This is a genomic window from Curtobacterium sp. VKM Ac-2889 (assembly GCF_015350855.1).
Taxonomy (GTDB): domain Bacteria; phylum Actinomycetota; class Actinomycetes; order Actinomycetales; family Microbacteriaceae; genus Curtobacterium; species Curtobacterium poinsettiae.
This window is the reverse complement of sequence record NZ_JADKSC010000004.1, coordinates 266,260-288,544: the sequence shown is the minus strand read 5'-3', so window position 1 is coordinate 288,544 and position 22,285 is coordinate 266,260. Positions and strand designations below refer to the sequence as shown.

Annotated in this window: 17 protein-coding genes; 10 read left to right on the top strand and 7 right to left on the bottom strand. The window is 72.4% G+C overall.

The window, feature by feature from the left end:
* Positions 1 to 59 precede the first annotated feature (59 nt).
* The 9 genes from mvk to ITJ50_RS14415 all read left to right on the top strand — a co-directional run bounded on the left by mvk (position 60) and on the right by ITJ50_RS14415 (position 8,538).
* On the top strand, positions 60 to 1,043 hold the full coding sequence (gene mvk, locus ITJ50_RS14455; protein ID WP_056070075.1) for a mevalonate kinase: 984 nt from the start codon (positions 60 to 62) through the stop codon (positions 1,041 to 1,043).
* Entirely contained in the window at positions 1,037 to 2,050 is a 1,014-nt protein-coding gene (mvaD, locus tag ITJ50_RS14450) for a diphosphomevalonate decarboxylase (RefSeq protein ID WP_194590775.1), read from the top strand. The genes mvk and mvaD overlap by 7 nt, the downstream gene beginning before the upstream one ends.
* Positions 2,047 to 3,129, top strand: coding sequence for a phosphomevalonate kinase (locus tag ITJ50_RS14445; protein ID WP_042539904.1), 1,083 nt, complete (start codon positions 2,047 to 2,049; stop codon positions 3,127 to 3,129). The genes mvaD and ITJ50_RS14445 overlap by 4 nt, the downstream gene beginning before the upstream one ends.
* Entirely contained in the window at positions 3,122 to 4,186 is a 1,065-nt protein-coding gene (locus tag ITJ50_RS14440) for a hypothetical protein (protein WP_017885427.1), read from the top strand. The genes ITJ50_RS14445 and ITJ50_RS14440 overlap by 8 nt, the downstream gene beginning before the upstream one ends.
* Entirely contained in the window at positions 4,183 to 5,346 is a 1,164-nt protein-coding gene (locus ITJ50_RS14435; RefSeq protein ID WP_042539902.1) for a hydroxymethylglutaryl-CoA synthase, read from the top strand. The genes ITJ50_RS14440 and ITJ50_RS14435 overlap by 4 nt, the downstream gene beginning before the upstream one ends.
* Before the next feature lie 196 nt (positions 5,347 to 5,542).
* Entirely contained in the window at positions 5,543 to 6,010 is a 468-nt protein-coding gene (locus ITJ50_RS14430; RefSeq protein WP_017885429.1) for a hypothetical protein, read from the top strand.
* Positions 6,010 to 6,915 (top strand): hypothetical protein, encoded by a 906-nt coding sequence (locus tag ITJ50_RS14425; RefSeq protein ID WP_042539900.1) that lies wholly within the window; start codon positions 6,010 to 6,012, stop codon positions 6,913 to 6,915. The genes ITJ50_RS14430 and ITJ50_RS14425 overlap by 1 nt, the downstream gene beginning before the upstream one ends.
* A gap of 4 nt (positions 6,916 to 6,919) precedes the next feature.
* Complete coding sequence (locus ITJ50_RS14420; RefSeq protein WP_194590774.1) at positions 6,920 to 8,134, top strand: alpha/beta hydrolase family protein; 1,215 nt, start codon at positions 6,920 to 6,922, stop codon at positions 8,132 to 8,134.
* An 8-nt stretch (positions 8,135 to 8,142) separates the two neighbouring features.
* Positions 8,143 to 8,538 (top strand): hypothetical protein, encoded by a 396-nt coding sequence (locus ITJ50_RS14415; RefSeq protein ID WP_042539899.1) that lies wholly within the window; start codon positions 8,143 to 8,145, stop codon positions 8,536 to 8,538.
* A gap of 362 nt (positions 8,539 to 8,900) precedes the next feature.
* Here the strand turns inward: ITJ50_RS14415 and ITJ50_RS14410 are convergent, their stop codons facing one another.
* The 3 genes from ITJ50_RS14410 to ITJ50_RS14400 all read right to left on the bottom strand — a co-directional run bounded on the left by ITJ50_RS14410 (position 8,901) and on the right by ITJ50_RS14400 (position 17,897).
* Positions 8,901 to 10,691, bottom strand: a complete 1,791-nt coding sequence (locus ITJ50_RS14410; protein ID WP_194590773.1) for a sulfite reductase subunit alpha — start codon at positions 10,689 to 10,691, stop codon at positions 8,901 to 8,903.
* Positions 10,688 to 16,258 (bottom strand): glutamate synthase-related protein, encoded by a 5,571-nt coding sequence (locus tag ITJ50_RS14405; RefSeq protein WP_194590772.1) that lies wholly within the window; start codon positions 16,256 to 16,258, stop codon positions 10,688 to 10,690. Before ITJ50_RS14405 ends, ITJ50_RS14410 begins: the two co-directional genes overlap by 4 nt.
* Positions 16,259 to 16,598: 340 nt before the next feature.
* A complete protein-coding gene (locus ITJ50_RS14400) occupies positions 16,599 to 17,897 on the bottom strand; it encodes a glycosyltransferase (RefSeq protein ID WP_228499895.1) in 1,299 nt (432 codons plus the stop codon).
* A gap of 122 nt (positions 17,898 to 18,019) precedes the next feature.
* Between ITJ50_RS14400 and ITJ50_RS14395 the strand changes: the two genes are divergently transcribed.
* Entirely contained in the window at positions 18,020 to 18,838 is an 819-nt protein-coding gene (locus tag ITJ50_RS14395; protein WP_194590770.1) for a helix-turn-helix transcriptional regulator, read from the top strand.
* Positions 18,839 to 18,877: 39 nt separating this feature from the next.
* Here ITJ50_RS14395 and ITJ50_RS14390 read toward each other — a convergent pair whose 3' ends face one another.
* The 4 genes from ITJ50_RS14390 to ITJ50_RS14375 form a co-directional block, all read right to left on the bottom strand.
* Entirely contained in the window at positions 18,878 to 19,381 is a 504-nt protein-coding gene (locus ITJ50_RS14390) for a hypothetical protein (RefSeq protein WP_228499898.1), read from the bottom strand.
* Positions 19,382 to 19,595: 214 nt separating this feature from the next.
* A complete protein-coding gene (locus tag ITJ50_RS14385; RefSeq protein WP_017885437.1) occupies positions 19,596 to 19,865 on the bottom strand; it encodes a hypothetical protein in 270 nt (89 codons plus the stop codon).
* Complete coding sequence (locus ITJ50_RS14380; protein ID WP_194590769.1) at positions 19,862 to 21,463, bottom strand: sensor histidine kinase; 1,602 nt, start codon at positions 21,461 to 21,463, stop codon at positions 19,862 to 19,864. The genes ITJ50_RS14385 and ITJ50_RS14380 overlap by 4 nt, the downstream gene beginning before the upstream one ends.
* Positions 21,464 to 21,549: 86 nt before the next feature.
* Positions 21,550 to 22,272 carry a response regulator transcription factor gene (locus ITJ50_RS14375; protein WP_323749914.1) on the bottom strand — a complete coding sequence of 241 codons (723 nt, stop codon included), beginning with the start codon at positions 22,270 to 22,272 and terminating at the stop codon, positions 21,550 to 21,552.
* Positions 22,273 to 22,285: the final 13 nt, after the last annotated feature.

Sequence of the window (22,285 nt, the reverse complement as noted above, 5' to 3'; positions counted from 1 at the left end):
CGGATGCCCAGCTGACGAACACGCCGACGGCCCGTGCGGTTAGGCTGACGTGACCCACGATGACCAGCTGCGACCTCGACAACACCACGACCCCCGGCAACGGATCGGCGTCGTCCCACGGCAAGACGATCCTGATCGGTGAGCACGCCGTGGTGTACGGCGCACCCGCTCTCGTCCTGCCGGTGCTCGACGCGCGGGTCGTGGCGACGGTCACCCCGGTCGCCGCCGACGCCGAGCAGCCCGGTCACAGCCTGCAGTCCACCGTGCACACCGGCCCCCTCGACCTGGCCCCCGCTGCCGTGATGCCGACCGTCACCGCGGTCACCGCGACCCTGCGGCACTTCGGGGTCACCGACCGGCACTTCCACGTCCGGGTCGACAGCGAGGTCCCGACCGCCCGCGGCATGGGCTCGAGCGCCGCGGTCGCCGCGGCCGTGACCGCCGCCGTCGCCGACGCGCTGGGCGAGACACTCGACGTCGAGACCCACCACGAACTCATCCAGGAGTGCGAGCGCGTCGCCCACGGGCGTCCGTCGGGCCTCGACGCCCGGGGCGTCGTCGCGTCCGCGCCGGTCTGGTTCGAGGCCGGGCACATCGAACCCGTCGCGCTCGGCGCCCGGTTCACCTTCGTCGTCGCAGACACCGGCGTCCCCGGGCACACCAGGGAAGCCGTGTCCGCGGTCCGAGCACGCCACGACCAGGACCCGGCCGGTGTCGGCGCCGTGATCGACCGGATCGGCGCGCTCGCCCGGCGGGCACGGGGGACACTCGAGGACGGCGATGCCCAGGCTCTGGGTGTCACCATGGACGCCGCGCACGACCTGCTCAGCACACTCGACGTGTCGAGTGACGACCTGGACCGGCTCGTCGACGCCGCACGCGCTGCGGACGCCCTCGGCGCGAAGCTCACCGGCGGCGGGCGGGGCGGGTGCGTCCTCGCGCTCGCCGCGGACGACGACCACGCGGACCGCATCGCGGCCGCACTCCGCGCTGCAGGGGCCGCAGCCACCTGGACCACCACGATCGGAGCCCGCGCTTGCTGACAGCCACCGCCGTCGCGCACCCCAACATCGCCCTCGTCAAGTACTGGGGGAAGGCAGACGCGCAGCTCGCGCTGCCCGCCACGGGCAGCGTCTCGATGGGGCTCGACGTGTTCCCGACGACGACCACCGTCACGGTGGACGGCGGACGGGAGGCGCTGGGCGCACGGGGAGACACGTTCACGCTGAACGGTCACGTCGTCGACGACGGGGCGCTGGTGCGCGTGCAGCAGTTCCTCGACCTGGTGCGGGAGCTCGCCGGCAGCGACGCCCGCGCGTCAGTCGTCTCCGAGAACACCGTGCCGACCGGTGCCGGGCTGGCCTCGAGCGCCTCCGGCTTCGCAGCGCTGGCCACCGCGGCCGCCGCGGCGTACGGCCTCGACCTGTCGCCGCGCGACCTGTCGCGTCTGGCCCGTCGTGGTTCGGGTTCGGCCACGCGCTCGATCCCCGGCGGTGTCGCCGTCTGGCACGCCGGCGACGACCAGGGCTCCTTCGCCGAGCCGATCCCCGCTCCGCCGATGGCCATGGTCGTCGTCACGATCGACGCCGGCCCGAAGCCGATCGGGTCGCGCGAGGCCATGCGTCGCACCATCGCCACGTCGCCCTTCTACCCCGCCTGGGTCACCTCGACCACCGAGACCGTCGGTGACATGCTCACGGCCTGTGCGGCCGGCGACTTCACCCGCATCGGCGAGATCACCGAGAGCAACGCCCTCCGCATGCACGCCACGATCGAGGGCGCCTTCCCGCCGATCCGCTACCTCAACGCCCGCAGCGTCGCCGTGTTCGACGCCGTCGCCGAGCTGCGTGCCGGCGGGGTCGAGGCCTACGCCACGGCCGACGCCGGCCCGAACGTCGTCGTGCTCACGAAGCCGCAGGAGCGGTCGGCCGTCGCCGGGGCGCTCGCGTCGCTGGGTGACGTCATCGAGTCCGGCACCGGACCTGCCGCGCGGGTGCTCCGCTCCGAAGAGACCGGGAGCAATCCCGACCAGAAGGAGTCCGCGCAGTGATCGAGTTCCGTGCACACGGCAAGCTGTTCGTCGCCGGCGAGTACGCCGTCGTCGAGCCGGGCCAGCCGTCCGTCCTGATCGCCCTCGACCGCGCCATCACGGCGAAGGTGCGCGAGGGCCACGGCGCGGGCAGTGTGCACTCCGAGGAGTACGGGCACCTTCCGCTCACGTGGACCCGTGCCGAGGACGGCCTGGCGCTCGACCGCGAGCACCACCCCTACGACTACGTGATGGCCACGATCGACCTGGTCGAGAAGCTCCGCGCCGAGCGCGGCATCGCCCCGCGGTTCCACGACCTGCGCATCGAGAGCCAGCTCGACGACGCCAGCGGCCGGAAGTTCGGACTCGGGTCCTCGGCCGCGGTGACCGTCGCGACCGTCGGTGCCCTCGACCGCTTCTACGGCATCGGTCTGACGCAGCGCCAGCGCTTCCAGGTCGCCCTGCTCGCGACGATCCGGGTCAACCCCCGGGCCTCGGGCGGTGACCTCGCCGCGAGCACGTTCGGCGGGTGGCTGCGCTACAGCGCCCCGGACCGCGAGCGGCTCGCCGCCATGCTCGGGGACCACGCGGTGTCCGCGATCCTGGCCGACGCGGACGCGTGGCAGGGCTTCGACGTCCAGCGGCTCCCCGCCCCCGAGAACCTGCAGCTGCTCGTCGGCTGGACCGGCTCGCCCGCGTCCACCACGAAGCTCGTCGACGTGGTGCGTCGGCACCGCAACGGCGGGTACCAGGCGTTCCTCGACGAGAGCCGTAGCTGTGTCGACGACCTGACCACGGGCCTCCAGACCGGCGACGCCGAGCGCACGCTCGATGCCCTCAAGCGTGCACGCGTGCTCATGCAGCGTCTCGGTGACTCGGTCGGGTCGCAGATCGAGACCGAGCGGCTCGCGACCCTGTGCGACGTCGTCGAGGCGGCTGGCGGGGCGGCGAAGCCGTCCGGTGCCGGCGGCGGCGACTGCGGCATCGCGCTCGTCCCGGCGGACACCGACCCCGCCGGCATCCACCGCGCCTGGGAGGCGCACGACATCAGACACCTCAGCGTCGCGGTGCGAGCACCAGAAGGAGCCCTCGATGAGTGACCTGCTCACACCGATCCCCACCAAGTGGGTCGGTCCGATCCGCGTCAGCGGCAACGCCGTGCAGGGGGAGCACGAGGTCCCCCTCGCCACCTACGAGTCGCCGCTCTGGCCGTCCGTCGGCCGCGGTGCCCGCATCTCGCGCATGGTCGAGGACGGCATCGTCGCGACCGTCGTCGACGAGCGGATGACCCGATCCGTCGTGGTCCGTGCCGACAGCGCCGCTGCCGCCCACGTCGCCGCCGGGCAGATCCTGGCACGCCAGGACGAGCTCGCCGCGATCGTCGCCGGCCAGAGCCGGTTCGCCAAGCTCATCGAGGTGCACCCGGAGATCGTCGGGGACCTGCTGTTCCTGCGCTTCGCGTTCACCACGGGCGACGCCTCCGGCCACAACATGGTCACCCAGGCCGCGGACAAGCTGCTGCCGGCGATCCTGGACTGGCAGCCGGGCCTGCGGTACGTGTCGGTGTCGGGCAACTTCTGCACCGACAAGAAGGCCACCGCGGTGAACGGCATCCGTGGCCGCGGCCGCAACACCATCGCCGAGATCGTGATCCCGGGCGAGGTCGTCGAGAAGCGCCTGCGGTCGAGCACCGCACGCATCGTCGAGCTCAACATCGCGAAGAACCTGATCGGGTCGACGATCGCCGGCGCCATCCGCTCGGCGAACGCGCACTACGCCAACATGCTGCTCGGCTTCTACCTGGCCACGGGCCAGGACGCCGCCAACATCGTCGAGGGCTCGCAGGGCATCACGAGCGCCGAGGACCGCGACGGCGACCTGTACTTCGCGACCTCGCTGCCGCACCTGATCGTCGGCACGGTCGGCAACGGCAAGGGCGGCGACCTGCCCGTCGTCGAGGACGCCCTGGTGCGCCTCGGCTGCCGCGACGACCGCGAGCCGGGGGCGAACGCCCGCCGCCTCGCCGGTCTCTGCGCCGCCACGGTGCTGTGCGGGGAGCTCTCGCTCCTCGCCGCGCAGACCAACCCGGGCGAGCTGATGGCCGCCCACGTCGCCATGGAACGCCGTGGCACGAAGCCCGCAGGCGGTGCAGCATGAGCGGCGTCGGCATCCACGACATCGCGATCGCGACCGGTCACCACGTGCTCGAGCTCGACGACCTGGCCGAGCGGCTCGGCGTCGACCCGGCGAAGTACCACGTCGGCATCGGGCAGGACGCGTTCAGCGTGCCCGCCCCCGACGAGGACATCGTCACGATGGGCGCCACCGCTGCGAAGGAACTCATCGACCGGCACGGCGTCGAGGGCATCCGGACGGTGCTGTTCGCCACCGAGTCCGGCGTCGACCAGTCCAAGGCCGCCGGCGTCTACGTGCACGGTCTGCTCGGGTTGCCGAAGGCCGTCCGCGTGGTCGAGCTGAAGCAGGCCTGCTACGGCGGGATGGCCGCGGTGCAGCTCGCGCTCGGCATCGTCGCCCGCGCCCCGCACGAGCGGGTGCTCGTCATCGCCGCCGACGTCGCGCGCTACGACGTCGACACCGCCGCCGAGCCGACCCAGGGTGCCGGTGCCGCCGCGATCCTGGTGTCCGCCGACCCCGACCTGATCGAGATCGAGCCGGCCGCCGGCGTCTACACCGCCGACGTCGACGACTTCTGGCGGCCGAACGACCGCTCCACCGCGCTGGTCGACGGACGGCTGTCCGTCAGCGCCTACGTCGACGCGTTCGTCGGCGCGTGGGACGACCTCGCCGAGCAGGGCGGGCCGGCGTACGAGGACATCGTGCGCTTCGTCCACCACCAGCCGTTCACGAAGATGGCGCTCAAGGCGCACCGGAAGCTCACGCAGCACGTGGGCGTGCCGTTCGACGAGTCGGAGCTGTTCGTCGGGTTCACGTACAACAAGCAGACCGGCAACACGTACACGGCGTCGCTCTGGATCGGGCTCGCGGCACTCCTCGACCTCGACGAGCACCTGGCGGGGGAGCGCATCGCCCTGTTCAGCTACGGCTCGGGCAGCGTCGGCGAGCTCATCACCGGTGTCGTCCGGCCCGACTACCGCGAGCACCGCCGGGTCGGTCGGGTGCGCGCGCTGCTCGGCGCACGCGTCCCGCTGACGGTCGACGCGTACCGCGAGCTGCACGCAGCCGGCGCCGCCACCAGCGAGGACGTCGAGCGTCCGCGCGTCACGACCGCGCCGTTCCGGTTCGAGGGTGTGCGCGGTGGCGCGCGCCACTACGAGGCGACGACGCAGCAGGCGTAGCCGGCGTCGCCGGCGTCGCCGGGCTGCTCCCGCCCCGCGGACCCGGCGCACGTGCCGGCACCTGTCGCTTCCGCGGACCGGACGGCGGGCCGGGGGGGGCGCCCCCCGGGGCCTCCTGGCCGTCCACCGGTCACGCCGGCGGTCTCGTGCACGAGGGCGAGGTGCCGGTAGTCTTGCCGCGGAGATCGGAGGGTCGATGGCGGAGCAGCTGGGCGCGTCCGGCGCCGTCCGTGCCCTCGTCGCCACCCTGCCCCGCGCACCGCACCTGTCCGACGTCGTCACCGGCGTCGGCACGATGGTCGGCAAACCCACTCGCGTCGTCGACGTCGACGGTCCGAGCTGGGGGCCGCTCACGGCGCTCGTGTCGCAGTTCGAGCACGAGAACCTGGTGCTCGTGCCCGCCGGGGCGCCGCCGCTCTACCGCATGCACTGCGTGCTGCACGAGCTCGGGCACCTGGTGCACGGCGACGTCGGCACGCCGACCGCGTCGTCCGTCGCCGAGTTCGCCGCCGGGGGCCACGTGTGCCGTCGTGCGCTCGACGCCGACTCGGGGCTCGTGAGCATCTCGGACGACGACGAGCACTTCGCCGAGCGGTTCGCGTACGAACTCGCGACCGTCCTGCTCGCCGGTGCCACGGGCGCGGACGAGCGGGCCTACGGCTGATGGCAGCACTGCACGCCGCAGCCTTCTGGTTCGCGGCGCTGATCTTCCTCGCCCGCACGCCGTACGTGCTGCGGAACCCGCGCGGCCGGGCGGCCTGGGGTGCCACGGGTGTCGGCGCACTCGGGCTCCTGACCCTGGGCAGCGTCGTGCCGCAGACCGTGCTCGACGGCGCACTGGGCGGCTCGAACCTGATCAACCTGGTGCAGAACGTCTGCGCGACCGTGGCGTTCTGGCTGATGCTGCGGGCGAGCACCGACGACCTGCCGGAACGCCCGATGCTGGCGAAGCCGGTGGCGCTGCTCGTCGTGGTCGTGGCGTTCACGGTGCCGTTCCTGCTGGTCGAGGAGCGCGGCGGTACCGACTTCGACTTCATCGTGCACGGGATCGCACAGACGCCGATGTGGTTCTACGCGACCGTCTACATGGTGAGCGTGGGGCTGATCGCCGCGACGACCCTGCGGCGTGGCGTGCTGCAGAACCCGGTGGCGCTCGTGGTGTTCCGCGTCGGGCTGGCCCTGGTGGTCCTGGCGAGCGTCGACGAGGTCGCCTCGCTGACGGCGGACCACTTCGGGGTGTTCCCAGCCGGGGTCCGTGACGGACTGCGTCTGGCCTTCGACCCGCCGTTCTACCTGGGCATCGTGTTGATCGTCGTCGCGATGGCCTCGTTGACGTTCCGGCGGTGGGGGCGTGACCTGCGGCACCGCGGGCACCACCGCCACCTGCGCCGCATCGTGCGCCGGCACGAGGTGCGCGCGGTCGAGCGGCCGGGCGACCCGCAGGCCCGGACCTACGACCTGGTCATCGCGATCCGCGACGCCGAGGTGCAGGGACGGACCCTTGACGATGCCGAGCTCGCCCAGGTGCGGGCGGCGGAACGGACCCTGACCCGGAGCCTCGGAGGATGACGGCGTGACGATCGTGTGGTGGGTGCTCGGTGCGCTCGTGGTGCTGGCGGTGGCGGCGCTGCTCGTCCTGCTCGTGGTGCGGAAGGTCGTCGGACGGATCGTGCTGCCCGCGGGCGACCGCTGGACCCCCGTGCTCGGGTCCGACGCCGACTCCGTCCGGCTGCCGATCACCGACGACACCGTGCGCCCGGGGGAGTACGGCCTGTGGCACGACGGCCCGGGCCACACCACCGTCGGGCCGGTGCTCGAGATCGACGAAGCCGCCGGGTCGGTGCGGCGGGCCGTGGTGCGGACGACCGGCGCGGTGTCGTCGCGGGTGCGGTGGAGTGGGCACGTGCACCCGGACCCGGCGGCGATGGAGGTCGACTGGTCCGAGGTGTCGCTGCCGACGCCGGTGGGGCCGGCACCGGCGTGGGTGGTGCGGCCGGGCCCCGACGGCGCGGCCGACGGCCGTGCGGGAACGGACGGCACCGCCGACGGCGTTGCCGACCGCGTTGCCGACCGCGATGCCGCCCGGACCTGGGCGGTCCACGTCCACGGGATCCGGACGACCCGGGTCACCGCGCTCCGGACCGTCCCCGCGGCGCTCGAGCTCGGCTGGACGTCGATCGTCCCGTCGTTCCGTGGCGACGGCGAGGCCCCGTGGGAAGGCCGGGCCTCGCACCTCGGTGCCCGCGAGTGGGCGGACGTCGAAGCGGCGCTCGACCACGCCGTCGCGAACGGCGCCGAACAGCTCGTCCTGGTCGGCTGGTCGATGGGCGCGACGATCACGCACGAGCTCCTCGCCCGCTCGGCGCACCGCGACCGCCTGGCCGGGATCGTGCTCGTCGCCCCCGCGCTGGACTGGTCGGTGGCGGTCCGGTCACAGGCCCGCCGTGCTGGTCTCCCCGGCATCGTCGTCTCGGCCGCCCTCGGTGCGATGGCGACCCCGGTCATCTGCCGGCTGGTCGGGCTGCGGGAAGCCGTCGACGTCCGGGCCCTCTCCTGGTTGCGCGCACCCCGGGCGTTGCCACCGACCCTGCTCATCCACTCCGCCGGCGACACGACGGTGCCGTTCTCGGCCAGCCAGGAGTTCGCCGAGGCACACCCGGGCACGGTGACGCTGGCGGTCAGCGAACCGGCCGAACACGCGTGGGAGCGCAACGTCGACGCCGTCTGGTTCGACCGGACGATCACGACCTGGGCGTCGAACCTCGCGCACACCGCGGCACAGGAGTAGAAGGAGCCATGGGTCAGCTCATCTACGGCGGGCAACCGCTCGACCTGCGGATCGACGACCGCGCGCTCACACACCTGCAGATCGTCATCGTCAACATGCTCCGGCGCGACCACCGTTTCGCGTTCTCGTGGAAGGACGACGTCATCCACGGCAACGGTCGCAGCACGATCTGGTTGCATCCGAGCGTCAGCCTGCACTTCAAGTTCACGGGGAGCCGGGTGCCGTCGATCAACCGCAGCTGGCTCGAGGACCTCTACGCATCGGCCACGTCGGGGTCCGGGCTCGTGCTGACACCGGAGCCGACGGACACCAGCACGGCCGACGACTCGGCGTGGTCACGTGCCGTCGCACCCGGGGACGCGGACGACGCCTCGAGCACTCCGAGCGGTACCACAACACGCTGATCTGGGTCAACGGGTTCCGGTCAGTCCGTCCGACCCGTACGCTTTCTGTACCGCGGTACAGAGTCGTCCCCCGCACCGGAATCCAGGGATCCGGTGTTGACCTGTCCCGCGGCAGGAGGGGGACCCGAATTGACCGTGACGCACTGCGAGTCCGGCACCGACCAACCATCGGTGCTCTGGGCGAGCGAGCGAGGTGAGTCCCGGATCAGGGGATTCGCCGCTCATGCGACCGGCGCCGTGCGCCGGGACCGCCGCGTCACGGTGCTGGGCTCGCCGATCGGTCTCGACCGACCGGCGCTCCTCCGGGATCGCCCCGGCCATCGGATTCGGGTTCCGTGGCCGGGGCGGTCTCTCCGCTCGCCTCAGTAGACGTCGCGCACGTACCGCTTCGCGCGACGCATGTCGGCCAGGTACGCCTGCGCGTCGTCCTCGTCGCGCCCGCGGCCGGTGCGGATGACCTGCAGCAGCGCGGCCTCGACGTCCTTCGCCATGCGTGAGGCGTCGCCGCACACGTACACGTGGCCGCCGTCCTCGAGCCAGGCGAACAGCTCCGCCGACCGTTCGAGCATCCGGGTCTGCACGTAGACCTTCTCGGCCTGGTCGCGCGAGAACGCCAGGTCGAGGCGGTCCAGCACGCCCTGTTCCTGCAGGTCGGTGAGCTCGTCCTGGTACACGAAGTCGGTGTCCCGGTGCTGGTCGCCGAAGAACAGCCAGTTGCGCCCGGTCGCACCGGACACCGCGCGCTCGTGCAGGAACCCGCGGAACGGCGCGACCCCGGTGCCCGGACCGATCATGATCATCGGCGCCGACTCGTCCGCCGGTACCCCGAACGACGCGTTCGGCTGCAGGTACACGTCGACGGTGCCGTCCGGGTCGACCCGGTCGGCCAGGAACGTCGACGCGACGCCGGCGTACATCCGGTGCGGGTCGCCGTAGCGCACCGACGCGATGGTCAGGTGGATGCGGTCCGGGTGCGCCAGCGGGCTCGACGAGATCGAGTACTGGCGCGCCTGCAGCGGCCGGAGGTTCGGCAGCAGCTCGTCGAGTCCGGGGGCAGCCGACCCGGCGTCGCGGAGCAGGTCGAGGACGTCACGTCCCCACAGCCAGCGGTCCAGCTCGTGCTTGTCGCCGTGCGCCACGACGGCTGCGAGCTCGCTCGACGGCGCGCGCTGCACCAGGTCAGCGATGAGGTCCTTCGAGGGCGTCCGGATCTCGCGGTCGGTCCGCAGGACCTCGCTGATCGGACGGCCGTCGAACGCCTCGCCGCCGTTCGCGCCGACCTGCTCGAGCAGGTCCGCCACGAAGACCTCGTCGTTCACCGGCACCACCGCCAGGGCGTCACCGGCCGCGTACTCGATCCCCGAGTCGCCGAGGTCGAACTCGTAGTGCCGGATCTCCTTCGCGCTGCGCGGCGAGGAGAGCAGCCGGTTCTCGACCAGGCGCGACGGGTACGGGTTGCGCTTGTTCCACTGCGACCCCGGCCGGGAGGCACGGCTCGCGCCCGCCCCGCCGGTCGCGGCTGCACCGTCGCCGGTGCCACCGCCCGTGGCAGCGTCGGGTGCAGCCGTCGCGCCGGTCTCGGCGGCCAGGCGGTCGAGGACCGCAGCGGTCCACAGTGCGGCCGCGTCCTCGAAGTCGACGTCGCAGTCCACGCGGTCGTGGACCCGCGTCGCGCCGAGCTGCTCGAAGCGGGTGTCGAGGAGCTTGCCGGCCTGGCAGAACTCGTCGTAGCTCGTGTCACCGAGCCCGAGGACGGCGTACTGCAGCCCCTCGAGCCGCGGCACCGTGCTGGCCTGGATCGCGTCCCAGAACAGGCCGGCGTTGTCGGGCATCTCGCCCTCGCCGTAGGTCGAGGTGACGACGAGCACGTGCGACATCTCGGCGAGCTGCTCGGGCGTGACGGCGTCGAGCGCGCTGGAACGGCCACCGAGCCCGCGGGCCCTTGCGCCGGCGACGAGCTCGTCGGCCAGGAACTCGGCGTTGCCGGTCTGGGTGCCGAAGAGCACGTCGATCGTCGTCGTGGGCGCGCTGGCCGCGACCTTCTTGCCGGCGGCGGCGATGCCCGCGATGAACCCGGCGAGCCAGGACTCCTGGGCGGCGGAGAACGGTGCGTCGACGGGGATCAGCGACCCGGTCGGGGGGAGCAGGCTCACGCGGTCACCGCCTCGGTCGGCGCCTGCGGTGCACGGCGCGCGATGTCCTCGAGCGCCGCGGTCGCGAGCAGCTCGTCGAAGCGTGCCTCGCGGACGCGGCCGTCGTTCTGGGCGTTCTGGTGCATGATCCACCCCGCGGTGCCCGGCGCGTCCATGCTGCGGTTGTTCCGCTGGGTGAGCGCGCGCTTGTAGTCGTCGAGCCGCTTGATCGCGATCAGGGTCGCGAGCTGGTCGTCGGCGAACCGGTCGAGCGTGCCGCGCAGGTACTTCACGACGCGCTGCTTGACGGAGAAGTCCTCGGTGAGCACGAGGTTCTTGACGGCGTCGGCGACCCGCGGGTCGGCGGCACCGGACGCGCCGGGGACGCGCTCGAGGGCGACGTCCTGGGCGACCCCGAGCACGGTGTACGACGACAGCAGCGAGAACATGTCCTCGCCCTGGTCGCCGAGCGCCGGGGCACGGCCGTCGAGCACCGTGCGCTGGTCGCGGTAGTCGAGCTTGAACGCGCGGAGCTTGTCGGTGGCGATCGAGATCGCGAGCTCGTCGAGGAGCTCCGGCCGGGTCGCCGCCGCCAGGATCTCGCCGGCGTCCTGCGTGAGCAGCAGGGCGCGGGGCATTCCGACGAACACGTGTGCGCGTGCGGTGTCCCACTCGGCGAGCAGCCGCTCGGCCAGGGCCGAACCGGTCGCCTCGAGATGCCACTCGAGCAGCAGGCGGGCGGCGGCCTCGTGGAACGCACCGCGCTCGGTGTCGGTGACGGGGAACACCAGGAGCGAGTCGGTGCTGGCACGCTCGGCGACCTGGCCGGACGGGTCGTACTGGTACAGGAACCCGCCGGACATGCCGTTGCCGAGGCCCTTGCCGAACGCGCCGAGGTTGAACACGGCGCCACCGGTCATGTACTCGCAGCCGAAGTCGCCCACGCCCTCGACGACGGCGGTCGCGCCGGAGTTGCGGACGGCGAACCGGTCGCCGGCCTCGCCCTCGACGAAGGTGCGGCCGCCGGTGGCCCCGAAGAGCGCGAAGTTGCCGACCAGCACGTTGCCGCCCTGTTCGGCACTGCCGCCACCGGGGGCACGGACGATGATCCGTCCGCCGCTCTGGCTCTTGCCGACGCCGTCGTTCGCGGTGCCGGTGTGCTCGAGCACGACGCCGTCGTTGTTGAAGACGCCGTAGGACTGCCCGGCCGATCCCTGCGTGCGGATCGTGACCGCGCCGTCCACCAGCCGGCGGCGTCCGCGGTCGTCCGTCGTCACGGCGGGCAGGCCCTGCACGTCCTCGGAGCGGAGCTCGTGGTTGAGCAGGCGCTCGAGGTCGATGCCGAGCTGGCCGCCGACCGACTTGTCGCTGTTGCCGAGCAGCACGCCGTGCACGAGTACGTGCTCCTGCGCGTGGTCGACCAGGGCGGTGCGGACGCGCTCGAGCAGGGCGTCGTCGGTGTGGAAGTCCTTCTCCAGGTACTCCGGGTCGGTGACGACCTTCTCGGGCACCTGGGCGAGCAGGGCACGTGCGTCGAGCCGGCCGACGCTCGCCGGGTGGTCGAGGAGCTGCAGCAGGTCGGTCCGGCCACGGGCCTCGCGCAGGGAGCGCAGGCCGAGCCGGGCCAGGATCTGCCGCACGTCGTGGGCGATGTTGAGCAGGTACTGCGCGAGCGCGCGGGGGTCGCCCTCGAACGCCTCGGCGTTCGTGGTCAGGCCCGCCGGGCACTTCACGTTGCAGTTCTTCGCCATCACGCAGCCGAGCATCATGAGCGCGGTCGTGCCGAACTCGAAGCTGTCACCGCCGAGCAGGGCGCTGGTGACGACGTCGCTGCCGGTCTGGTGCGCACCCGAGCAGCGGAGCGTGACCTTCTGGCGCAGGCCGTTCGCGACCAGGGCCTGGTGCACCTCGGCCACGCCGATCTCCGCGGAGCGGCCGGCGTACTTCAGGCTGGTGACGGCCGCGGCGCCCGTGCCGCCGGTGTTGCCCGCGACGTTGATGACGTCCGCGCCGGCCTTCGCGACACCGACCGCGATGGTGCCGATGCCCTCGGACGAGACGAGCTTCACGATCACCCGGACGCGGGCGGCCTTGCAGTCGTGGATGAGCTGCGCGAGGTCCTCGATCGAGTACGTGTCGTGGTGAGGCGGCGGCGAGATCAGCTCGACGCCGGGCGTGCCCCCACGGGCCGCGGCGATGTCCACCGTGACCTTGGGTGCGGGCAGCTGACCACCCTCGCCGGGCTTCGCACCCTGGCCGATCTTGATCTCGAGCTCCTCGAGCATTGGGTCGGCGAGGTAGCCGGCCCAGATGCCGAACCGGCCCGAGGCGAACTGCTTGATGCGCGAGCCGCGGATAGTGCCGTAGCGGGAGTGGTGCTCGCCGCCCTCACCGCTGTTCGACATGCCGCCGACCATGTTCGTGCCGTGCGCGACGGCCTCGTGGGCGGTGGCGACGAGCGCGCCGTGGCTCATCGCGCCGGACGCCAGGGTCCGGGTGATCTCGTGGGCCGGCTGCACCTCGTCGAGCTCGACGCTCGCCGGGGCGCTCTGCAGCAGCGCGAGCAGCGCGACGGCCGCACCGGTGGCGCGGAGCGTCACCTGGGTGTCGTCGACGGCGTCGACGTCGATCTGCCCCGGGTGGAGCAACGCGAGGCCGTCTGCCAGGGCTGTGTGGCGCAGTGCACCCGTGGTCCCCGTCGACGTGAGCTCCAGGCGGAACCGCTCCGTTCCTCCAGGCAGGTCCTGGTCGTCCGACGGACGCGAGCCGGACAGCCCGCGCACGGTGACGCTGGCGTTGCCGCTCGTCGAGAAACGACCGAGCTCGCGCGCGAAGTCCTCGGCCGTGTCGATGCCCGTGACGTCCGCGGGCAGGGCGAGCACGTCGCGGAGCGCGGCGGGGCGGCGGGACCGCTCGTCGTGCGTGGTCTGCAGGAACGTGACGTAGCCCGGCGTGATGCGGTGCGCGTCGATCTCGGCCTCGCTGAGGCGGTCGTACCCGGTGTTCCGGTACGCGGCGTCGGTGATGCCGAACGAGTCGTCGAGCTGGCGGAGCGTGAGCAGCCGCAGCGCGTCCGAGTCGCCGGAGCGCTCGAAGGCCGGGCGCTCCTCGGTCATGCCGCCGAACCCGCGGACGCTCGCGACGCCGAACGAGTGGCCGGCGCCGTCGGAGCGTTCCTTGAACAGGCCGAGGAGCGGGACCTGACCCTCGGACGCCACCGAACGGGCACGCTCGTGCCAGTCCGTCGCCGCCTGGGCGATGCGCACGAAGCCGACGCCGCCGACCGGGGCCTGCATGTGCGGGAAGACCCGTGCGAGCACGTCGTCACCGGTGTCGAGGTAGTTCGGCTCGAAGAACTCGCCGCCGATGTAGCTCTCGGCGGTGCACAGGCCGACGCGGCCCATGGTCTTCGCCAGGGCCTTCTCGGCGGCCTTGCGGAACTGCTTGAGTGCCAGGTCGGTCGCGGTCAGCTCACCGGCGGGTGCGGGCGCGGCGGGGTACTTCTCCTCCGCACGCAGCCGTGCGCTCAAGCTGTACACAGCGGCGGCACCGAAGCCGAGCGCGGTCGCGACGTGGTGTGACGATGGCAGCTGACCGCTCTCCGCGACGACGGACACCCGCAGGCGCAGACCGGTCTCGATGAGCCGCTGGTTGACGGCCGCCACGGCCAGGATCACGGGAAGGGGCGCATGGGTCGACGACACCTCGCGGTCGGTCACGACCGCGATCCCACCACCACGCGCCGCGAACGCCTCGATCGCGTCGCACAGGGCGTCCAGTGCGCCGCGCATCGCGTCGGCGTTCGCCTGCTCGTCGGCGGGCACCGGCACGTAGAGCATGTCGAAGCGCTCGAGCGGCACGATGTCCTGGTCACGCAGCCGCACCATGTCCAGGTGCCCGAGGATCGGCGACTGCACGACGAGCTGCCGGCCCGTGGTGCCGGTGCCGTCCGGCTTGGCGCCGAGTGCGACGCGCATCGACATGCCGTCGGCTTCGCGGATCGAGTCGAGCGGCGGGTTCGTCACCTGGGCGAAGCGCTGCGAGAAGTACTTCGCCATGCCGCCCTCGGTGTCGCTCAGGGCGTTGATCGCGTTGCCGTAGCCCATCGCCGAGATGCGCTCCGACCCGTTCTGCAGCATCGGGTCGAGCATGAACCGGAAGCTCTCCTGGTTCAGCGAGTACGCGACGTACCGGCCCGCGAGCGACAGGTCGCCGTCGTAGCCCAGGGTGTTCCTGGTGCGCTCGTAGGCCGGCGCGGGCAGGTCGTCCAGGTTCACACGGGCCGCGTCGAGCAGGGTGCCGTAGTCACGGCGGGCCGCGAGCATGCGCAGCACCTCGCCGGTGCGCATGCGGGATCCGGTGCGGTGGTCGACGACGAGCATGCCGCCGGCCTCGATGCGGCCGCGGTGCACGACCTCGTCGGCGGCGAACTCGACCTGGCCCGCCTCGGACGACACCATCAGGTACTCGGCCGTCTCGACGGTGCGCAGCGGGCGCAGGCCCAGACGGTCCAACCGGGCACCGACGACGTCGCCGTCGCTGAAGATCACGGCCGCGGGGCCGTCGTTCTTCTCCTCGTACAGCGAGAAGTACTCGAGCATGTCCCGGACGTCGGGGGTCAGGGTGCGGTCGTTCTCCCACGCCGGGGGCATGAGCGAGACGACGGCCTCGACGATCTCGAGCCCGTCGTCGAACACACGGCTCTGCAGGGTCTGGTCGAGCCGGCTCGAGTCCGACTGCCCGGGCGGACGCACGATGCTCCGGGTGCGGGCACGCGCGAGCGCCTCGTCCGACAGCCGGTTCTTCCGGTCGGTGTTCAGCTCGCCGTTGTGCGCCATCAGGCGGAACGGCTGCGCCATCGTCGGGTGCGGCTCGGTGTTCGTCGAGAACCGGGTGTGGAAGTACAGCGTCCGCACCGAGTGCCGGGGGTCACGCAGGTCGGTGAAGTACCCGATCACCTCGCCGGAGTTCAGCCGGCCCTTCAGGATCTGGGTCCGGGCGCTGAGTGACAGCGGGTACAGGGCGGCGTGCTCGGCACGCTCGGCGGCGGCCTGGGCGTAGGACACGGCCTCGATGGCGAGCAGGGCACGGTTCGCGGCGGCGTCGACCTCGGTGCGGTCCCAGTCGGACGGTGCACGGAAGACCCACTGCACGATCGGCAGCTGGTACTGCTCGGCCTCGGGGCGCGCGACCGAGTGGTCGACCGGGACGTCACGGACCAGCAGCAGCTCGAAGCCCTCGGCCGCGATGGCGTCCGAGACCGTCTGCTGGGCCCGGGTGCGCTCGTCGGCGCCGTCCGCGCCGGTGCCACTCGGCACGAAGCAGTTCGCGACGCCGAAGTGCCCGGCGCGCAGCTGCTGGCCGGTGATGGCGCTGAAGAACTCCACCGACAGGTCGATGCTGACGCCCGCGCCGTCACCGACACCCTCGGCGGACTTGCCGCCGCGGTGCGGGATGGAGCACAGCGCTTCGTCGCCCTTGCGGATGACGTCGTGGCTCGGCGTCCCGTCGAGACGGGTGATGAAACCGACGCCGCAATCGCTCGATTCGCGGGCAGGGTCGTAGAGACCGAAGGGTGTGGGGTTCACGTGCGGGTCCAGTGGGGCGTTGCCGGCAGCGGACGGCGCGGGCTGCATCGATGGAGCGCTCGCCGCGGGCAGACCGATGGTGGCAGTCGGGCCCTGTGGGGTGGTGGTGCGGTAGGGCGATGCTACGGCTTGGTATACCGACCGTGCAACACGGGTGGTGCGGGCGTGTGATGGTGTCGCACCGTGCGGGTCTGTTCGGCTGGTGCGAGGTTGCACGCTCGGTGCGAGTTCGTAGCGCTGCACGGAGCGTGCAACCTCGCACGGGATGGCCGACGCCGCACGGTGCGGCGTGCCGCGGGCGCCGTGCAACCTCGCACCGGGTGGGTAACCCGGCACGGTGTCAGGCCGCTCGCTCACCGGTTCGGTCGCTCACCGCGATCGGCTCCGTGACCGCCGTGCTCGCGTCGGCGGCCGGGGTCGTCCCGGGGGTCGTCCCGGGGCCGACGAGCTCCGGGTGACGGCGGCCGGTGCGGAACACCCACGCCTTGAAGAGCACGAAGCGCACGCACGTCGCGAACAGGTTCGCGGCCGTCAGCACGAGGATCTCCGTGCCGTGCGAGGCTCCCGGCGTCGTGCTGTGCAGCACCACGAGCGACCCCGACGTGATCGCCCAGGCGACGCCGAAGACCACCAGCCCCTGCACGTGGTGTCGCCCGGCTCCGGCGCGGCCCCGCACGCCGAACGTGAACCGCCGGTTGAGGGCGGTGTTGCCGATCGCCGTCAGCAGCAGGGCCAGGAAGTCCGCGGTCTGCGCTCCGATCGCCGGCCGGAACAGCGCGTAGAGCACGGCGAACGCCACCGTGGAGAGCACCCCGATCGCCCCGAACCGCAGCAGCTGCCCGAGGAACCCGACGTGCGGTGGGGTGAAGGGGCGGCGGCCGATCGCCTCGTACACGGCGCCGATCGGCACCCGACCCGTGGCGATGCCCCGCGAGACGCGCCACATGCCCTTCAGGTCCGCGGTCGCGGTCGACGCGATGTGCACCGACGAGTTGACGTCGTCGACCCAGTCCACCGGGACCTCGTGGATGCGCAGTCCGGCGTGCTCGGCCAGCACCAGCATCTCGGTGTCGAAGAACCACGCGTCGTCCTCGCAGAGCGGCAGCAGGTGGTCGGCCGCGCGCTTGGTGACGGCCTTGAAGCCGCACTGCGCGTCGGAGAACGACACCCCCATCGTGGACCGGAGCAACAGGTTGTACGAGCGGGAGATGAACTCGCGCTTGCTGCCCCGCACCACCCGCGACGAATCCGCCAGCCGCGTCCCGATCGCCAGGTCCGAGTGCCCGGAGAGCAGCGGCGCGACGAGCGGCTCGAGGGCCGCCAGATCCGTCGACAGGTCCTCGTCGACGTACACGAGCACCGTCGCCGGGGACGCGGCCCACACGGCCTTGAGCGCACGACCCCGGCCCTTCTCGGGCAGGTGGACCGCGTGCACGCCGGGGAGCATCGCCGCGAGGTCGTCGGCGATCCGGGCGGTGTCATCGGTCGAGGCGTTGTCCGCGATCGTGATGCGCCACGGGTGGTGCAACGACGTCCGGCAGAACGTGTGCAGCCGCCGCACGTGGGCGGCGAGTGTGTCCTGCTCGTCGTAGCAGGGGACGACGATGTCGATGTCGAGGGGCTGGTCGGTCTCCGTCATGCCGCTCATGCTCGGGAGCCCGGCTACGGGGGCCGAAGCAGGGCCCTGTGTCCGGGGTAAGAACGAACACCACGTGAACGCAGCGGACACGACACCTGTTGTCCGGATACGTTCGACGCACGATGACGACCGAGCGCGACGACGCACGACGGACGGCCGTGCTGCTCCCGGGGGAGCGGCTGGGTCTGGCGCTCGACGAGCGGTGCCCCGAGTTCACCGAGCTGCTGCTCGCGCCACCGTTGCACGGCATCCGTCCGGACGGACACGACTGGCTCCGGCGGCGCTACGAGCAGATCGTCCCGCTCGTGCTCCCTGCAGCGCTGCGGGCGGTCGAGCACGGTGAGCCGCTCGACCCCGACTGCCTCGTCCGGCTGCGCGAGGTCGCCGCCGCCAGTGCCGGTGATCCGCACGTCGACGTGTCGGTCGTGCTCCGCGGCGCCCTGCCCGCCATCCGCGTCTTCGCGCTCGTCATGCACACGGCCACCCGCGAGCACGCGACGACGATCGACCACGCGGGGCGGACGATGCTCGCGATGAGCCGGGCGTCGCTCGTGGCGCACGAGCTCGGCTCCTGCTGGGCCGAGGCTTGGGCGCAGCAGCGTGGCGGTCCGTCAGAGGACGCCGCGGCACCGCTCGGCACCGACGACATCGACCTGGTGGCGTCCGCGCCCGGCCTGGACGAGACCGAGGAACGGATGCTCGCGCTCGCCGCCAGCGGGCTCTCGAACGACGCCATCGCCAAGGAGACCGCCTACAGCCGGCAGGCCGTTGCCTGGCACCTCGGGCGGCTCATGAAGTCGTGGAAGGCGCCGAACCGGACGGCGCTGGTGTCGGTCGCCTTCGTCCGGGGCTGGATCCGGTCGCGGCGCCAGCTCGGCCTGGCGGCAGGGACCCGGCCGGCGGCGATCGAAGCACCGCCGGCGCACGACGACGCCCCCTGAGACCGGGGTCCCAGGGGGCGTTGTCGGCCGGAGCCGGAGTCAGCCGCCGTTGACGTGGATGACGTTGTCGATGCGCTCGATGTTGCCGAACACACCCCAGTTCAGCCAGCCGCCGTCACCGTTGTTGGTGACCTTGCCGGGGCCCTTGAACCAGTAGATGACGTAGTTGCCGCCCTTGATGTCGATCGACTGGGCATCGGCGACGTCGCCTTCGACGGTGATGTCCTGGTTCTTGTTGACCACCGCGACGGTGAGGCGGTCGGGGTTGCCGGCGTTCCAGTACCCGACGTCGAGTGCCGCCTGCACGGCACCGCCGCGGTCGCTCTGGTCGTTGACGGCGTCCTTGATCGCGTTGACGATCGCGACCGGGTCGAGGTTGACGTTGACGCTGCCCCCGACGGACGACGAGGTGCTGGGCGCGGGCTCGGCGGCCTGCGCAGGGGCTGCGATGAACGCCCCGGCGATGACGGCGCCACCGAGGGCGGTGCCGGCGAGGAGCTTCACGGACTTGCGCTTGAACGAGTTCATGATCGTGTTTCCCATCTCTGCAGTGGTGACCCGTTCGGGTCGTCTTGCTCGGACAAGACCCAGCCTGCGGGCGCTCCGCCACGGATGCACGCGATCGGGTTCGACGTTGGTCGATCGTCTGACGATCCGGACCGCGCACGACTTTCGTGCTCAACGACACCGCACGCGGCCAGTGGTGCGTGAGGTGTCGCGGGCGCGTGAGCACGCGTCCGAGCGCCTGACGAGCGGTTCAGCGGGGCAGCAGGATCTGCACGATCGCGACGACCACGAGCGCTGCGATCGGGACGCCCGCGATCCACACGCCCGCCCGCATCTGCGTCCGGCGGATCGTGGGGGCTGCGTGCGATGACCGTGCGAACTCGGTCGCGGCCACGAGCTCCGGCGCCGCGGCGGGCGGTGCAGGCTCGGGTTGGGGCCGGTCGTCCTCGAACGCCGGGACCTCGACCACCAGGTCGGCGGGGTCCGGACGGCCGGGCAGCTTGTCGTACGCGTTCGTCACGGGGCCTCCTCGTCCGACGTTCTCCGACCAGTATGCGACCCCGTGCCCGGCCCCGTGCCCGTGCCCGGCCCCGTGCCCGTGCCCACGCCCACGCCGACGGCAGCGGCAGGCAGGTCCACCGTGAACGCCGTCTGCCCCGGCTCCGACGAGACCCGGACGCTGCCGCCGTGCGCCAGGACCACCGCTCGGACGATCGCGAGCCCGAGGCCACTCGTCCCCTGCCCCGGCGAACGCGTCCGCGAGGCCTCGCCCCTGGTGAAGCGGTCGAACAGGGTGGGCAGGGTCTCCGTGGGGATCGGCGGCCCGTCGTTCGCCACGACGAAGCGCGCCACGGAGCCACCGGCCCCGTGGCCCTCGTCGACGCCGTCCAACGCCTGCAACGACACCACCACGGTCGTGCCGACGGGTGTGTGCGTCCGCGCGTTCGCGAGCAGGTTCGTCACCACGCGGCGCAGTCGTGCGGTGTCCCCGGGCACCACGAGCGGGTGGTCGTCGACGACCTGCAGCGTCCACCGGTGCTCCGGCGCGGTGGCGCGGGCGTCCATCGTGGCCTCGACGACGAGCGAGGTGAGGTCGACGGGCTCGGGCACGATCGGTGGCGCGGTGCCGAGGGCCGAGGCGTCGAGCCGCGCGAGCAGCAGCAGCTCGTCGACGAGCTCGCCCATCCGGAGGGCCTCCTGCCCGATCCGGTCGACGTTCCGGTGGATGGCGTCGAGGTCCGACGAGCCCGCGGTCAGCTCGGCGTAGGCGCGCACGGTCGCGATCGGCGTGCGGAGTTCGTGCGACGCGTCGGCGACGAAGGTGCGCATGCCCGCCTCGGCGTCGCGTCGGACCGTCAGGGCCCGGGCGACGTGGCCGAGCAGGCGGTTCAGTGCGGTGCCGACCTGGCCGACCTCGCGGTTGGCTGTCAGGTCGGCGTCGGCGACCCGCACGGGGATGTCCGTGTCGCCGCGCTCCAGGTCGAGTGCCGTGACGTCCGAGGCCACGGACGCGACGCGCTCGAGCGGTCGCAGGGACCGTCGCACGAGCAGCGCGAGTGCCCAGGCGGCGACCACCAGGCCGAGCACCGTGACGATCCCGATCACGAGCAGCAGGCGCGCGATCGCGGCGTTCAGGTCGCCGAGCGGCAGGGCCGTGACGAACACGTCGCCGTCGTGCCCGACCGCCTGCACCCGGTAGGCGCCGAGGGGTCCGAGGTCGATCGTCGCGGGGTCCGCGCCGATGTCGACCGCGGTGAGCGTCTTCCGTTGCGCCGACGCCAGCCCGTGCTGGTCTCCGTCGCTGTCGGTGTACCCGCCGAGCACGACGGTGTCGTCCCGCACGATCGCGACGACCGTGCCGGCGGACTGCCCGGGTGCACCGATGAAGGCGTTGTCGGGATCCGGACGATCCGACGACGACGAGGATGACGACGAGGACGACGACCCGGGCGGCGGTCCGGTGGGCGCGTCCGCGCCGTCCCGTCCGCCGACGGTCCGGTTCGCGGCCGTCGACAGTTCCGCGTCCAGCCGGTCGACCAGGTACCCCCGGAACGCGACGACGGTCACCGCCCCCACGACGACGTTCGTCGCCACGAGCAACAGCGCGACGGCCGCCACGACCCGCCACCGCAACGACGGCACCCGTCCGGCGCGGGGTCGGCCGTGACGGTGGGGAGAGGCCCGGATCACCTTCGCCGATCGGCTCACGTCGTCGGCCGCAACACGTACCCCGCCCCGCGGACGGTCTGCAGCATCGGCTCGCGCCCGACGTCGAGCTTCTTCCGCAGGTACGACACGTACATGTCCACCAGGTTCGACGACGTGCCGAAGTCCATGCCCCACACGCTCGCCAGCAGCTGCTCGCGGGACAGCACCCGGTTGGCGTTCCGTGCCAGGTGCCGCAGCAGTTCGTACTCGGTCGGCGTGAGTTCGATCGGGTCCCCGTCGCGGCTGACCGTGCGGGCGTCCTCGTCGAGCCGCAGGTCGCCGATCACGAGCTCGGTGCTCGCCCCGGCTACGGCGACCCTGGCCGAGGTGCGCGCCAGGATCCGCGCACGGACGAGCAGCTCCTCGATGCCGAAGGGCTTGGTCAGGTAGTCGTCGCCGCCGCCGGTCAGCCCGGCGAGCCGGTCCTCGGGGGCGTCGCGTGCGGTGAGGAACAGCACCCGGACGCCGTCGCGGGCGTCGCGGAGCCGTTCGAGCACCTCGAACCCGTCGATGTCGGGCAGCATCACGTCGAGCACGATGACGTCGGGCTGGAACTCCCGGGCCGCGAACAGCACGTCGCGACCACGGTGCACGGACCGCACGGCCCAGCCGTCGCCCGCGAACGCCAGGGCGACGGCATCGGCCAGGGCGTGCTCGTCGTCGACGACGAGGGCGCGGACGGGGGAGCCGTCGGTGCGCTGCAGCGGGTGGCCGGCCATGTCCCGGAGCCTA